The 16285-nt window shown below is 55.8% G+C and carries 8 protein-coding genes; 4 read left to right on the top strand and 4 right to left on the bottom strand.

Annotation, left to right across the window (positions count from 1 at the left end):
- Window positions 1-2 precede the first annotated feature (2 nt).
- Window positions 3-4841: a neuraminidase-like domain-containing protein gene (locus RYC17_RS05555; RefSeq protein ID WP_316902629.1), complete on the bottom strand. Its 4839-nt coding sequence runs from the start codon at window positions 4839-4841 to the stop codon at window positions 3-5.
- Window positions 4842-4879: 38 nt separating this feature from the next.
- Entirely contained in the window at window positions 4880-7822 is a 2943-nt protein-coding gene (locus RYC17_RS05550; protein ID WP_122281202.1) for a Tc toxin subunit A, read from the bottom strand.
- A 262-nt stretch (window positions 7823-8084) separates the two neighbouring features.
- Here RYC17_RS05550 and RYC17_RS05545 point away from each other — a divergent pair, with 262 nt between their 5' ends.
- Both RYC17_RS05545 and RYC17_RS05540 read left to right on the top strand, forming a co-directional pair.
- Window positions 8085-10901, top strand: a complete 2817-nt coding sequence (locus RYC17_RS05545; RefSeq protein ID WP_316902628.1) for an RHS repeat-associated core domain-containing protein — start codon at window positions 8085-8087, stop codon at window positions 10899-10901.
- A gap of 155 nt (window positions 10902-11056) precedes the next feature.
- On the top strand, window positions 11057-11341 hold the full coding sequence (locus RYC17_RS05540; protein WP_004666155.1) for a hypothetical protein: 285 nt from the start codon (window positions 11057-11059) through the stop codon (window positions 11339-11341).
- Between the two features lie 88 nt (window positions 11342-11429).
- On the opposite strand, the gene RYC17_RS05535 is transcribed toward RYC17_RS05540, so the two are convergent.
- Complete coding sequence (locus RYC17_RS05535) at window positions 11430-12953, bottom strand: fumarate hydratase (protein ID WP_058408086.1); 1524 nt, start codon at window positions 12951-12953, stop codon at window positions 11430-11432.
- Between the two features lie 179 nt (window positions 12954-13132).
- Between RYC17_RS05535 and RYC17_RS05530 the strand changes: the two genes are divergently transcribed.
- Complete coding sequence (locus tag RYC17_RS05530; protein WP_058408085.1) at window positions 13133-14071, top strand: iron-sulfur-binding ferredoxin reductase; 939 nt, start codon at window positions 13133-13135, stop codon at window positions 14069-14071.
- A 120-nt stretch (window positions 14072-14191) separates the two neighbouring features.
- On the opposite strand, the gene pyk is transcribed toward RYC17_RS05530, so the two are convergent.
- Window positions 14192-15643 (bottom strand): pyruvate kinase, encoded by a 1452-nt coding sequence (gene pyk, locus RYC17_RS05525; protein WP_002554985.1) that lies wholly within the window; start codon window positions 15641-15643, stop codon window positions 14192-14194.
- Between the two features lie 176 nt (window positions 15644-15819).
- Between pyk and RYC17_RS05520 the strand changes: the two genes are divergently transcribed.
- Window positions 15820-16215: a tetratricopeptide repeat protein gene (locus RYC17_RS05520; RefSeq protein WP_002554984.1), complete on the top strand. Its 396-nt coding sequence runs from the start codon at window positions 15820-15822 to the stop codon at window positions 16213-16215.
- Window positions 16216-16285 lie beyond the last annotated feature (70 nt).

Genomic DNA, 16285 nt, shown 5'->3' with positions numbered 1-16285 from the left:
GGTTAACGACTTTTCGCCGTGTAGCGCATGTGCACGATGATGTCAGTGATCGAGTCGATCATGTCGCGCTGCGATGCGGGGTTGGAAAAGCTCAGGGCCCAGCGAGAGATCGCACCGGTGCCCTCAAATGGCAGATAGCGCTCATCGTCAAAGTTGAAAACGAACAGTCCGTCATCGTCCACGCCGGTGGACAAGGCGATCTGCTGGCTGGCGCGCATGTTTTCCTTGAGCACCCCGTCAGCCTGAGCGTCCATCTGTACTGCGCTGTACGACTGGGTCAGCGTGGCGCGGATATCTTGATACGGCCCGACCGTGACCGGCAACGAAACGCTGATACGTTTGATGCGGCGCAGGTAGTGGTCCGGGTAATCCTCGTCAAGCATGGCTCGAGTGATTTCGAACTCGGCAATCCCTTTTTCCGCCAGGCGTTTGACCACTGCATCCCAGCCGTGATTCATCCCGGCATCATCCCCCTCGGTTATCGGCAGCTGGTGTACCGAAACCGTCTTGACGATCTCCATTTTGCGTTCGTTGCGGGTCACGTAAGCGGCATCCATGCGTAGCAGATTCAGTTTCAGGGCCTCGCCAGCAGTCAGGCCCCGCCAGGCATCCTTCCAGGCCGCGGGCTGGATGAAGGAGGCCGAGTAGTCGGCAATTTCATACTGCCAGCAGGCTTGCGTCGCCAGGCACAGTGAGAACGTGGCGTCATAGGCCTGGTAGTAGAAGGTCGAGAACTGCCCATTGAGCCATTGATACAGCTGGCTGTTGGTGAAGCGCTTGTTGAGAAATGCATAGACGGTCTCGGCCTGCTTTTTAGCATCCTCAGCCTGACGCAACTGTAACGCTGTGGCGCGGGTCTGGGCGTCGTGAACGGCGAGTTGCAGAGTGATCTGTTCGGACTCAAGCAGTGCCTGATCCCGTGCGTGTTCCCATTCCTGAAGACGACGACGGAAGCCCTCCGTACGCTCAAGCGCGTAGCCGATGGATGCAGAAAGTGTGGCCCTTGCTTGCGCGGCAATGGCGACCATCTCCGGCACACCTTCCAGACGAAAACCGCCGACAGCTCCACCCGCCGCAGCGCCGACAGCCATGCCGCCTGTAGCCCCGGCATGAAAACCTGCGTGGTTGGGCACTACCTTAAGGGCCGATGCTGCAGCATTAGCGGTTGATCCGACACCTTCGGCAACCCTTGCCGCAAGCTGCGCGCTGGCCGCTGCGACTTCGCCGGGGCTGACGTTCTCTTCCGCCAGTTGCGCGTAAAAACGGGTTCTTGCATCAACCACCGCCTTGCTGGCTTCCAGTGCCTTGCGTGTCTGAACTTCGATTTTCTGTGCTTCGAGCTGCAGATCGATAGCGTACTGGGCGAACTCCCAGACTTGCTGCTGTTGCAGCTCCATAAGCTGCCCTTGTTCCTTACGCTCGATGACCGACAGCAGCGTGAAGCCGAACTGGGTCAAGGTCTCGACGGCGGCGCTGGCTTTGGCAAACATGACCGGGTAGCGATAGTGCGGCGTTTCCTGCGCCAGCAGGCTGCCCGCACCGCCTTCGGTTGCGCCACTGGCATAGGCTGCGAGCAAGGCCCGTGGGTCCAGTGGCGCTGCAAACAGCGGTAACGACAAAGGCTTGCCGTCCAGGGTCAGGTTGTGGCGCAGGTTGTACAGACGCGTCTCAAGCATGTCCCAGTATTTGACCAGTTCTGAATTGATCGGAAGGATAAAATGTTCGTTGTCCTCTTCGGCCAGTGTCGGGTCGCTGCCGAAGGTGCTCAGGCGAAGGGGAGGCGGGCTGAATTTGACCGTTGCCTTGCCGTCTTTGGCGGTGGCGCTGGTACGTACCTGTTGTTCCTGCTTGACGAACTGCTGCTCGAAAGCTCGTAGCCCCGGGCTTGTAGATGCTGCAAGATCGCCCAGTGCAATGGGCGTCCACTGGCTGGTCAGTTTCATATCCGGGCGCGGCCCCAGCAGATCGAGAATACGCACGTACCAGAGCTTGGCCTCGCCGAGGCTGTCGGGGGTCAGTTGCCGGTAGGCCATGTCGCCCCGGTCAATCAGGTTCTTGATGTAATGGAAATACACCGCTTTCTGGTAGCGCACCGGATCGCTGGCGGCGATGCCATCCGGGTCAATGGGCGAGCGCAGAAAGTAATCCGGGTCTGGCTCTTCCACCAATGGCCGCACGTTCCAGTAAGCAGGTGCATTGCCGATCTTCTTGCGACCCGGATCGAAGATGAAACCGAGCCAGCGTTCTGCATCGGAGAAGCGCTGTTCCAGATTGAGTCGATGAGAAATCATGAACGGCAGGTGCAGAAACAGTTCCCAGAAGTACAGACCGTTGGCACCTTTGAAGTCCATCAGGTCAGGGATGTTGTCCTCATCGATAGGCGGCTCCTGCAACTGTTGGGTGTCCCAGGACAATAACGCTTCAAGTGCGATGTTGGCCTTGTTGATCAGCTCGCGGGCGAACAGGGTGTTCATGCGGATAGGGTCACGTTTATCGGTCGAGTCGTCGCTGAACAGGATGCTTGAGCTCGAGAAATCAATGTATTCCGCGATGCCTAAAAGCTGATCGACGCGCTTGCTGATTTTTGGCGCTATGGGATCTGTCCCGTCACTGGCTGCGAAGGCAAGTTCGATTTCTGTGGATTTAAGTGCATTACCGATAGTGTCGCCTGATGTGGCGTCCAATACGGCCACACCGTGCGTAATGTAGAAATTCTTTTTTTCTGGAACGAAAGCTGTGTCTTTCAGGTAGGGCAGCAACGTGGTTTTGTCGAATGGAAGAGTGACAGTATAAAGCGCGGGCGCACTTACACGCTCGGCAGGGGAACCGATTTCAAGATCGAGTTGGTTGTTGGAATAGGGGCTGCTCATGCTGGAAGGGTATCTGACGACTTGCCGGTAAATGACTTTTTGCTCTCCAGTACCTTCGAGTGTAACAAGCGGCCCTGCCACAATGGCTGTTCCTGAAAAAACGGCAGAGCCACTTCTAAGTGACGCTGTTTTGTTTAGCTCTTCTACAATGGCTGCATTTATATAACCTCCGCTAAGGCTGATGGGGGCGGAGTTCGATGCAGGCGCGTAAAAGAGAAAGTTATTAAAGTCATGGTTTGATAGAAAATTTTTAAGTTCTGGGGCAGCGGCCCCATTGACATCTGATAGGCTGAATATGCCAAGGGCTTCAGTGGCTATAATCAGGGTTGTGGAAAATGTTGAGTCGTTCAAGAGCGCCCAATGATGTTCGTCGTAGGGTTTTGCATATAGGTCGAGGAGTACATATTTGTCCAGGCGCCAGTAAGTAATTCGCATGTGTACGCTGGGGGCGTGAATGGCGTCTATATCGGATGTGATATGTGTCGTTATTGTGATAGTCGAGCTTTTTTCGTCAACGACCGGGGCGGCAATTAATTGCATTTCACCTATTTTTTTTTGCAGGTTGTTGTAGTTCCAAGCGGGTTCGTCGTCATGGGCGGATTGTGTTTTAACCTTCAGTACCGTTATTACCACTCTCCAGGTAAACTGAAAATTCTCCTTGTTTTTAAGTGCAAATGCCCAGCACGTTTTTCGCACTCTTGGTTGCTGAAGTTCTGGGTCATCATCATAGGCCATCGCTTCAACATGATTGTCCACGGGGAACGCTTGCCTCTTATTGAAATTTTTGTCGATAAATGCGGTGTGAAGGAACGTGTAGGTTGAACTCGATCCGTCAGCATCACCCTCAACCAGCGTCTCTCCCGCATACATGGCGATAAATAACGACTCCGGTGATGCAGAGACATCGTAAATAGCAATAGTGTTCAGGTCTCTTTCCAGATTGACTGGCTTATCTGCACGGGTGAATGCATTGGGTGTGGTCACGTCCATATAGATTTGCGGCGCGCTCCAGGAATCGTCATATTTCTTGTAAGAAATATTAAGTACCAGCCGCACGTTTGGTGTGATCACAGTGACAGGCGCTATGGACGGCGGCGGATTGACAGGGAAGCCGCCATCTATATCGGCTTCTATCGTGCCGTCAGGCAGCGTAACTTCCACCTCCTCGGTAACATGAATCAAGTCCACCCACGTTACAAACAGTCGATTGTTGAAAAACACCGGGCGGATGGTTCTTTCCAGTGTATTGGCATTGATACCGATCTCGGCCCGGTTCCAGTCCGACCAGGCGCCTGGCGTGGGATTATCGTATTTCGGCCCTTCAGTCCCTTCTTTGTAGGCGCGCTCATTCATGTCTACCGTGCGCCAATAGTAAATATTCTCGGCTCGCGACTTGCCGATAAAGTAATATTTGCCTTCTGCAAATCGGTCGCTGTCGATGTAACCATTGATAATGGTCAGGTTGGCGACCTCTTCAAAACTGGCAAGGTAGGACTTCACTGCTTCCTGGGTGGTGTCAATATTGATCCTGTTTTGATTGATGTCGTTTTCAAGTTGCGCGAAGTAGCTGGACTTTTTCAGCCGTAGTGCCGGAGAAATATAGATTTCCGGGTACAGCGCCAATTGCATATTGGCGGCCCAGATCGGGTATTGACTGCTGCGGTCGCGCCATTCGACAAACCGTGCCTCGGTAGGCAGCAGGGTGTCGTAGCCCGGCTCCATGCCCAGCAAGGTGCCATTGATGAGTTGTTGCAGGCTGCTGATTACTGATGCGACATGGCTGGTCTGGACCTCATTGCCGACCTGATTGTCGAGCAGGAAAAACTCATACAGGTCATTGGCCGTTTTCAAACGCTGGTCCAGGCCCAGGCGACTGAGCAGTGGAGAGTTGGGTACAACTTCACTCAGGTAATAAGCCACCAGCGCATCACGAAAGGATTCGTTGATCCGGCTTTCCACGGTATTGGACATGATCAGGCCTCCATGGCATTGAACAGGTTAAGTGCAGATCAACGGTTGCCGGATATAACGGCTTCGCCTGTGGACTTCCACTGCGTGGCAGGACTGGTCACTGTCAGGTCCGTGGCCAACAGTAATTGTCCAGCCGAGAGCCCTGTGAGTTCACTGGCGCTGTGCATTCGGTTCAGCCAGTCCACCTCGTGCATGGAAGACGCGATTTCATCTGAAGCAGTGAGTAATACAGTCGCCGCCAGCACTTCGGACGACGTCCAGTGTGTGAGTGCTGCCAGCAGCGCAGCACAGTGCGCCTTGTCCTTTGAACCGCCATTCGCTTGTTTGAAATAATCGAGCAAAGCGTCTTCCGGGTGACCACTCTGGTCACGCCAGTTGCGATAGCGGTCCAGCAGGTACAGGCTGCTCAAAGAGAGAGGAAGCGGGCTGTCAAAACCTGTATGCAACCAGTGCGGGTTGATCAGAAACGTGCGCAGTGCCTGGGCACTCAGTCCTAACTGCTGATTAACTTCTGCATGGCGCATCAGTTCCGTCAGCTTTACTTCGGTGCCCTCCATGAGCGAGCCGAGAAACACGTCCACGCTACTGCCTGACCAGCGCAGTACCGGTTCGCAACGATCAAGTGGCAAACCCGCGACGGTTTGCATCAGACCTTCCATCAGGCGATGCTGGGTCAGGTAGCCGTTGAAGACGAACACTTCAAGTTTTGCGGCAAGTTCGCTCTTTAGCGAATCGCCAAGTCTTATAGAGGTGAGCTGTGTAAGGATTGCCTGACGGATACTGACAGCAGGCTCTTCATCCAACGGTTGGGCTACTACCAGCCCGTGTGAGTCGATCAGCGGCGCTATTACAGCCCACCATTCGATCACCGAGCCCTCGTCGTCATAGGTTGGAAGGTTCAGTGACGCAAGTTGTTGGTCAGTCAGTGCAACTGCAAGAGCGTCATCGGTCAACTGTTCAAGCTGACCGGCCAGCTCCTGCGATGTCGCTGGTTCGGTCATATCCACGCCCAATTGACGGCGCAGTGTGGCAACGTTCTGACCATAAGCCTTGAGCCAGGTAACGGCCCAGTCCAGTTGCATCAGGATATCGAGCACGTCGGGTTCGGCATCGCTGTCTGTCTCGGCCGGAGCGCTTCCCAGTCGGCCTTTCACAATGTTTGCCCGGTAAGGTTCACCGCCCAGCAGGTCGATCAGTGCCCGGCTATCCTGGACTGTCAGGCCGAACATCGAAGCAATACGGGTCTGGCGATACAGCGAAGAAACCATACTCAATTTGAGTTTGAAATCGGTACTTGTGCCTTCAAGCAGATCGCGAGTATCAACGACCAGCAGCCACAAGCCTTCCTGCGTACTGGATAAATGCAGGGCGGCGCTTAACTGCGCGCGAGCCTTGATATGCTCGCTACTTTCGTTATCCAGATAAAGGGGTGATCCGTTTAAAAACAACGGGGTGTCGAACAGGATCGGGTTGTTGAATACCCGGTCGAACAGAGGTAAGCGACCATCGCTTGCCTCGCCAGCCATGCAATGAACAAAACTGGCAAACTCTTCGGGCGTGAGGTTGTAATGTTTGCTCAAGTAACGGTAGACGCCCAGCGCGCGCAGTGTGTTTGCAGTCAGGACTCCCGGAGAGTTCGCATCACCTTCCGAACGAATGACCGCGATGATCAACGTATCCAGCGTTGTAAAAGGAATGTTCATCCAGCGTTGCAAACGAATCATGCGTTGCAGGCGGTCGAAGCGGTCCACGCTGGTGTTGGTCAGGCGTACGACACCATCGGCTTCCTTGAGCAGTTCCATTGCTGGCTCGACGGCTGGGCCATTGACGTATTCAGCACCAAATCGAGTCCCGATTGCAGCCGGGCTTTCATCGGGTGACGGCGTTGCGTCGGCGGTTTGCCCGGCCGACTGGATATTGGCTGAGCGGTAAGGGGTGTGACTGCCTGTGGCAAGAAGGGCTTCTACTGCGTCACTGTCGAGATCCGTTTTTGCCATGAAGATATCGAGGGTATTGAGCTGATTGCTGGCGCCGTCCACGTAAACAATGTCGTATTTTGTGTTGAAGAAACGGTTGATCGCCTCCGGCTCGGCTGCCACTGCAGGTTCAAGCGCGATTGCCTGTTGTTCAGGGCCTAAACCGCTCATCAGGGCCTGTGCGACGGCGCTGGATTGCTGCACTTTTCCAAAGTCATCAGTCGGCGTTGAAGTCGTCGGAACCTCAAGGCTGATGTGATAACTCAGCTCGCCCAGCGTCGGCTTTTTGCCTGCCAGCCCCAGCGTTATCTGTTGAAAGTGAAAGTTGTAAGGGAACATGAACGGATGCTGTTTTTCAGCGACCAGTTGGTAAAGAGACTTGTCCTTGTCCTCCGCCACGGTGTCCACGTAAGCCTCTATAGCTTTGCCCAACACCTGGTTGACTATCTGCAGCGTAGGAACCGGCGTGAACGTGCTTTGCTGATCGACAATCAGGTCTTTTAGGTCTGGGCGTCGTTCATCAAGCTTGATTCGGCTGGAATCGACAGAGCTGCCTTCCAGTTCTTCCAGCGCAAAACGATACAAGGATGTCAGGTATGCAACGGGCGAGTCCTTGGCCTCTATTGCTCCCACTTTGCAAAACAGATCCCAGTTCTCCTTGAACAGATTGGGGAAACTAGGACCGATCTCTACCAACGAGCGTACGCCCGAGCGCCGTGTCAGTTTCTGCGTACGGCCAGACGACACCAGTTGGTTGCGATAAAGCCGTACGATCTGCGTCGCATAACAGCGGGCATTTTCATAAGCAAGCGCCGCATTGGCGTCGCTGATTCGCGAGATATCACGGACAAAGGCTGACTTGGAGCGCCGCACGATATCGAAGACCGATTGAATGTTCAGCGTCGCGAGAGCGTCAGTGAAAGACAACTTGCCGTCCGTCCGCTCGTGGGCGACCGCATCGGTTTTGGCTAGATTGTTCAGCAAGGAAAGGGGAGGTTTTGTCATGTTCGGCGCCTCATTAATCATGGCTCAAGCGTTGTTCAAAAGGCGGTCGTCGTCTACCTGATACAAATGACAGCTATTGCGCGAGAAGGGTTAAATATCCATAAAAAGCAATGCGTTATCTGCGATTCGTTTGCTTATGCCTTTTGGTAACAAGCCGGCTTTCGATAATCAATTTCGCTATTTCCATGGGTGCACAAACGGTGCTGATCGTTGTTGTGCTATAGCGAATAGCTGGGTTATCAAACATTCATGGATGAAAGCGATGAACTCGATTGTGCATAGCAATACGCCAATACTGGCGATCATTGACCCACGTGCGCTGGCTGTGCGTAACGTGCAGTTCTGTAGAAGTGTGGCCGGGCAGCTTCTTGACGCGCGGGTGACGCACCAGCGCTTTGACTGGTCAGGGCGACCGGTTGTGGGTCGTGATCCCCGTTTGTTCAGTCGTTCGGAAATCGAAGCCGGTATCCCGGCAAATCTGGTGGTCAGGTTTAGTCTGTCTGGAGCGGTTTTGCTGAACGAAAGCGTCGATTCGGGTTGGCGAATGAACCTGATTGGCGATGCGGGGCAGTTGCTTGAAAGCCGGGACGGGCGAGGCACGCTACGATGCATCGAATACGACCACTCGCTGCGTCCTTTATCAGTTACAGAGCAAGGACATGTTGTCGAGTGCCTGGGCTATGGAGCTGCGGACGTCGCTGAGCATAATCAATGTAATCAGCTGATTCGCCATGACGATACGGCAGGCTCGTGCTTGCTTGCGGACTATGGTCTGTCGGGTGGAGTTTTGAGTGAGAAACGGTATTTTCTGCAGTCGCCTGACAGCCCGGACTGGCCACTTGCCGAGCCTGATCGTGATGCACTGCTGGAGCCCGTCGGTTTGCAGACACGCTGGGCTTTCAACGCGCAGGGCGAAGTGTTGGTGCAGACTGATGCCAACGATAATTTCCATCGTTTCAGTCACGATTTGGCAGGGCAACTGCACGCTGTTGAACTGACCCTGGCCAATACCGAACAGCCGCAAACGCTGGTCAGTGCAATTCGCTACGACGCGTTCAGTCAGGTAGAGCAGGAGACGGCCGGTAATGGCGTCGTCAGTCATTATTCCTATGATCAACAGGACGGTCGGCTGACTCAACTCAGCGCGGTATCTGCTGATGGCTCTGTGTTGCAAAGGCTAAATTACAGCTATGACCCGGTGGGCAATGTTTTGCTCATCAACGATACTTCTCAGCCCGATCAATATTGCGACAACCAGCTTGTCGAACCGATCAGCCGTTACTGTTACGACACGTTGTACCAGTTGATCGAAGCCACAGGCCGGGAGGTCAGAAACGGGGCAAGCCATGGTCCGGCGCTGCCCGGTTTACAACCCGTTTCGACGCTTAATCCCTGTCAGGTCAGCAACTACAAACAGCGTTACAGCTACGATGCAGCGGGCAATCTGCTGCAAATGCGTCACGAAGGCGCGCACAACTTCACTCGTATCATGCACGTCGCACCGGACAGCAATCGCAGCCTGCCCGACGATGACGGGGACGTGGATTTCGCCACGCGCTTTGACGCCAACGGCAACCTGCTGCAACTGGTGCGCGGGCAGGCCATGGGCTGGGATGTGCGTAATCAGTTGCAGCACATCACCACTGTGCAACGTAAGGACGGACCGAATGATGACGAGCGCTATGTCTATGACGGCCAGGGTCTACGCTGCCGAAAAATCAGCACTGCGCAGGCATCAGATCGCACGCTGACTAACGAAGTGCGTTACCTGCCGGGACTGGAAATTCGCACCACAGCCGATGGCGAAATCCTTCATGTCGTTACGGTTCAGGCCGGTCGCAACAGCGTGCGGGTGTTGCACTGGGAAGCCGGTAAACCGGACGGCATCGCAAATAATCAGGTGCGTTACAGCCTGGGTGATCACTTGGGATCGAGCACGCTGGAGCTTGATCAGCAAGGCGGTCTGATCAGCCAGGAAAGTTATTATCCGTTCGGCAGTACGGCCTGGTGGGCGGCTCGCAGTGCGGTAGAAGCCAAGTACAAAACAGTTCGGTACTCGGGCAAGGAGCGCGATGCCAGCGGGCTTTATTATTATGGGTTCAGGTATTACGCGCCGTGGTTGCAACGCTGGATCAATCCGGACCCGGCGGGGGATGTGGATGGGTTGAATTTTTATGCAATGGTTCGGAATAATCCGACAGCTTACACAGATCCTTATGGACTGACCGGGGAATATCGTGGGCGGAGAGACAGTGTAGAGCGTGATGTATTATTTGACACCGGCATCCTCGCGCGAGGTAGAAGCGAAATATCGAAGCTTCCTAAAACTGAACCTGATCATTTGAACCGCGCGTTCAAACTCGCTTACTCTGCATGGAGTGAAAGTTCAAAAACCCTCGCAGCACCGGCGATAGCGCAACTGCCTGAGCTATTGATGAGTTACGTGTTGGGGGACGGCGCCAAGGAGAGGCGTGGCGAACTGGCTGAAACATACAGTACAACGGCTTGCATGCTGAAAGACTACAATGAAGGTGGGGGGCATTACAATCAGATAGCCATAATGAAAAACTATTCGGGGACGGATGCATTTATTGATCTTGAGGATCAGCATAAACGCATTTTCATGGTCGAGGATCTTTTAAACGTCCACGTTGCGGGTACATCAATCACGCTTGGGCATGAAGTTTCTCACACAGTTCTCAATAACAAAATTCTTGATTTCGGGTATCTGACAGCGGGTCTCCGGGACGAAAAAGCGACAGCGATCAGTGAGGACAGCTACATACAGCACCTTGAAGGCGGGCTTAATTCAGCGATGGAGTATTCTTACGGGCGTAAGAACGCCCACATGTTCAGAAGTGTCGAGCGGATGATAGGAAAGAATGTATTGAGTACCGAGAGGGCCCTGAGACTCTTCGAGGTCAAGAGCATGCAGGACATGAAAATCGAGCGTTTGAGCGACCCCGCAGTGCGGACCAACTTGTTGATGAACAATGCAGACAGCTTGGCGATGTTAAGTATTATGCTTGCGGAATCGACGGTAAAAAGCAGTCTCAGACGCTGGGGAAAGTTGTTCTGATATGAGGTGACTGGCTACCCGTGCTATGGGAGGCTGGCATGGGGGCGGCTAAAGGCTTTCTTGCTGTACTACGACCGCCACACTATCGCTGATTTTTTTCTGCCGGAAACAAGGTGTTTACCAAACCTTCATGGATGAAGATGATGAGTGCGAGCATGAATAACCTTGCCTCAGCCTGTAATGTATTTCCGCTGATACGTGATATGCGTGCAGATACATGGGAGGCGCTCAACGAAAACATGAGTGGCCAGGAAATTACCGTGCCAATCTCTGGGTCCTCCAACTATATCGAGTGGCAGTCGCATGCGCCCGTAAAATGGCGAGATATGAAGTTTTTGAAGTTCGAGAAGTTCTCTGAACTGGACACAGCAAGGTCGGATCCTTCAACTGTAGCTTTTTTCAAAAAAAATGCCATTCCAGTGCGTCTTTATTCGATTTAGTTGTGGGTGATTGCGTGGGGTAAGGCACTGCACTCCGAAGCTAATGCAGCAAGCCCGACCTGTTTTCCGGGCTTGCTGCCATCGTTACTTACTGCACTTCCACCGCCAGACTGTCGCTGATCTTCTTCTGCCAGATCTGCGGGCCGGTGATGTGTACGGATTCACCCGTGCTGTCCACCGCAACGGTCACCGGCATGTCTTTGACCTCGAACTCGTAGATCGCTTCCATGCCCAGTTCGGCGAAGGCCACGACTCGGGATTTCTTGATCGCCTGAGCCACCAAGTACGCAGCGCCGCCGACGGCCATCAGGTACACGGCTTTGTGGTCGCGGATTGCGTCGATGGCGGTCGGGCCGCGTTCGGATTTGCCGATCATGCCCAGCAGGCCGGTCTGGTCGAGGATCTGGCGGGTGAACTTATCCATCCGCGTGGCCGTGGTCGGGCCTGCCGGGCCAACGACTTCTTCGCGTACCGGATCAACCGGGCCGACGTAGTAGATGAAACGACCCTTGAGGTCGACCGGCAGGGTTTCGCCCTTGTTGAGCATTTCGACCATGCGCTTGTGCGCGGCGTCGCGGCCGGTAAGCATCTTGCCGTTGAGCAGCACGGTTTCGCCCGGCTTCCAGCTTTGCACTTCTTCCGGGGTCAGGGTGTCGAGGTTGACTCGGCGGGCCGATGGGCCAGCTTCCCAGACGATTTCCGGGTAGGCGTCCAGCGACGGCGCTTCCAGCGAGGCAGGGCCGCTGCCGTCGAGTACGAAGTGCGCGTGGCGGGTGGCCGCGCAGTTAGGGATCATGCACACCGGCAGCGACGCAGCATGGGTCGGGTAATCCATGATCTTGACGTCGAGCACGGTGGTCAGACCGCCCAGGCCCTGAGCGCCTATGCCCAGCTGGTTGACCTTTTCGAACAGTTCCAGACGCATCTCTTCGATGCGGTTCTGCGGGCCACGGGCCTTCAGCTCATGAATGTCGATGGACTCCATCAACACTTCCTTGGCCATGACCGCTGCCTTTTCCGCGGTGCCGCCGATGCCGATGCCGAGCATGCCCGGTGGGCACCAGCCTGCGCCCATGGTCGGAACGGTTTTCAGGACCCAGTCGACGATCGAATCGGACGGGTTGAGCATCGCCATCTTCGATTTGTTTTCCGAACCGCCGCCTTTCGCCGCGACGTCCACTTCCACGGTATTACCCGGAACGATGGAGTAGTGGATAACGGCCGGGGTATTGTCCTTGGTGTTCTTGCGAGCGCCTGCCGGGTCGGCGAGGATCGATGCACGCAGCACGTTTTCAGGCAGGTTGTAAGCGCGACGCACGCCTTCGTTGATCATGTCGTCCAGGCCCATGGTGGCGCCATCCCAGCGAACATCCATACCCACGCGTACGAAAACGGTGACGATGCCGGTGTCCTGGCAGATCGGGCGATGACCGGTCGCGCACATGCGCGAGTTGATCAGGATCTGGGCGATGGAGTCGCGAGCGGCAGGCGACTCCTCACGCAGATACGCCTCGTGCATGGCCTGGATGAAATCCACGGGGTGGTAGTAGGAAATGAACTGCAGTGCGTCTGCAACGCTCTGAATCAGGTCGTCTTGCTTGATCACGGTCATGCGGCGCGCTCCTCTGTAAGGACGGGAACATTCAATTACGCTATCGGCGGCAGTCTGGAACTGCGGCTTGAACCAGAGCTGTCAGGTTAGCCGTAGCGGGCGCAAAAAGGCGCGGCAGTATAACCCGCCCGACAGGCCAGTCTGTACAATCGCCGTTATTTTCTGCACAGGCCGCCTGAATGCCTCAATTGCATGTTGGTGAGCGTAGCTGGTCGGTGCCGTCGGCCAGCAATCTGCTCGACGCCCTGAACCATGCCGGTGTGCCGGTCCCCTATAGCTGTCGTGCCGGCAGTTGCCATGCGTGCCTGGTGCGCTGTGTCAAAGGCGAGCCTGATGACGCGTTGCCCGACGCGTTGCCCGCTGAAAAGCGCCAGCAGGGTTGGCGCCTCGCCTGCCAGTGCCGAGTGGTCGGTGACCTGGCTGTCGAGGTGTTTGACCCGCAGCGTGACGGCCTGCCTGCGACAGTAGTGGGCTGCGACTGGCTCTGCCCGACCGTGCTGCGTTTGCGTCTGGAACCCGCGCGACCTCTGCGCTATAGCGCCGGGCAACACCAGGTGTTGTGGACTGACAGCGGTGTTGCCAGGCCTTATTCGCTGGCGAGCCTTCCGGGCGAGGACCCGTTTCTGGAATTTCATATCGACTGCCACCAGCCCGGTGCCTTCCGCAACGTCGCCCGACAGCTGCGGGTCGGTGACACGTTGAGGCTCGGCGAACTGCGCGGCGGGGCCCTGCGCTATGACCCCGACTGGCAGGAAAAACCTTTGCTCTTGCTGGCTGCCGGTACCGGGCTCGGCCCGCTATGGGGCGTATTGCGTGAGGCGTTGCGTCAGGAGCATCAGGGCACCATCCGCCTGATTCATCTGGCCCATGACAGCCAGCAGCACTATCTGGCCAATGAGCTGCAAGCCCTGGCTGAGCGTTATCCACAGTTGCTTGTTCAACTGATTTCCGTGCAGGCGCTGGAGACGACCCTGGCCGAGCTGCGCCTGTTGTCGCGGCATGCGATGGCGTTGTTGTGTGGCAGTGCCGAGAGCGTGGAGATATTTGCCAAGCGGCTGTATCTGGCAGGTCTGCCGCGTAATCAATTGCTGGCGGATGTGTTTGTGGCGCGGGAATAAGGTGCATGTTAGTCACAGCTCTTGTTCGGCACGATTAATCACAAAGATTCGTCAGGCATACACAATGCAAAAAGGCCCCGACTCTTGCGAGACGGGGCCTTGGCTTGCAGCGTTCTGCTATCAGACCAATGGGTCGCCGACGTGCAGAATCTTCATGCCGTTGGTGCCACCGATAGTGTGGTAGCTGTCGCCCTTGGTGAGGATGACCCAGTCACCTTGCTCGACCAGACCACGCTTGAGCAGTTCGTCGACTGCGGCCTGGCTGACCTGACCCGGTGGCAGGGCTGCCGGGTCGAACGGCACGGTGTAGACGCCACGGAACATCGCTGCACGCGCTTGAGTACCACGGTGCGGAGAGAACGCGTAGATCGGCACCGAGGAGCGGATGCGCGACATGATCAGCGGGGTATAGCCGCTTTCGGTCAGTGCGATGATCGCCTTCACACCCGGGAAGTGGTTGGCGGTGTACATGGCCGCCAGCGCGATGCTTTCGTCACAACGGGTGAACGAGTGGCCGATACGGTGGCTGGAAGTCTTGCCGGTCGGGTGCTTTTCAGCGCCGATGCAGATACGCGCCATCGCCTGAACCGCTTCGATCGGGTAGGAGCCTGCAGCACTTTCCGCCGACAGCATGACGGCGTCGGTGTAGTCGAGCACGGCGTTGGCCACGTCGGACACTTCGGCACGCGTCGGCATCGGGCTTGAGATCATCGACTCCATCATCTGCGTGGCGACGATCACCGCCTTGTTGTGGCGACGTGCGTGCAGAATGATGCGTTTCTGTACGCCAACCAGCTCGGCATCACCGATTTCAACGCCCAGGTCGCCACGCGCAACCATGACAGCGTCACTGGCGCGAATCAGCTCATCGAGCACTTCGTCGTTGGCAACGGCTTCGGCGCGTTCGATCTTGGCGACCAGCCAGGCTGTACCGCCGGATTCGTCGCGCAACTGGCGAGCGTATTCCATGTCGGCGGCATCGCGCGGGAAGGAAACGGCCAGGTAGTCCAGGTCCATTTCGGCAGCGAGCTTGATGTCCTGCTTGTCTTTCTCGGTCAGTGCCGGAGCCGTCAGGCCACCGCCGCGACGGTTGATGCCCTTGTGATCGGACAGCGGACCGCCGATCAGCACGGTGCAATGCAGTTCGTCAGCCGTCTGGGTGTCGACGCGCATGACTACGCGACCGTCGTCGAGCAGCAGCTCGTCGCCTACGCCGCAATCCTTGACCAGATCCGGGTAGTCGATACCCACGATTTGCTGGTTGCCACTGGTCAGCGGATGAGCGGTGGAGAAGGTGAACTTGTCACCGACCTTCAGCTCGATTCGCTTGTCGGTGAACTTTGCGATACGGATTTTAGGACCCTGCAGGTCGCCCAGCAGAGCGACGAAGCGCCCGTGTCTGGCGGCGATTTCGCGGATCAGTTTGGCGCGTGCCTTGTGCTCATCCGGAGTACCGTGAGAGAAGTTCAGACGAGCAACGTCCAGACCCGAAAGGATCAGTTGTTCGATGACTTCCGGCGAGTTGCTGGCAGGGCCAAGTGTGGCGACGATTTTGGTGCGGCGAACGGTCATGCACAAACTCCTTAATTGAAGCGCAGCGAGAGGCTACTCCTGTCTGGGTCTTTAGTCATTGTTCCTTTGCACTACCGTGTTGCTGTCAGGGAGGGCAATCGGCTGACGGTCGGTGTGCGATTTACTTGAAGAAACAGGCTGTGACGCCGATACAGGGCAGAGAACAGGAGAGTCCCATGCGTATTGTAACGATTGTTGTATTACTGACTGCGCTCAGCGGTTGCACCCGCTGGGCGATGAATTCCAACCTCGATCACGCTTACCGTGCCTATCAGGAAGGTGATTGTGACCGGGTCATGCTGGATCTTTCCAAGGTGGAGCGTCAAAGCCGTTCGCGCCGCTATGTTCAGCCGGAAGTGTCGATGCTGCGTGGCCAGTGCCTGGAGCGGCAGAAACTGTATGTCGATGCTGCTCAGACCTATCAATTTCTGATGACTCAGTATCCAGAGAGCGAATATGCGTTCCGTGCACGGGCCAGGCTCGATACGCTTGCACAAACCGGCCTCTACCCCAAGGCTCAGCCTGCTAGGCCGATCCCGGCACCTGTTCGAAACGCTCCCGTATCAAAATAGTTACCCTCATTTGAATGGCAGGTGCCGTGTTCGGGTGGATTTTGAAAAATTCTGAGCTAGGCTGTGATCA

It is taken from the genome of Pseudomonas syringae group sp. J248-6 (genome assembly GCF_032586995.1).
GTDB lineage: Bacteria > Pseudomonadota > Gammaproteobacteria > Pseudomonadales > Pseudomonadaceae > Aquipseudomonas > Aquipseudomonas amygdali.
Note: the sequence above shows the minus strand (reverse complement) of the source record. Positions and strands in the feature narration are given on the sequence as shown.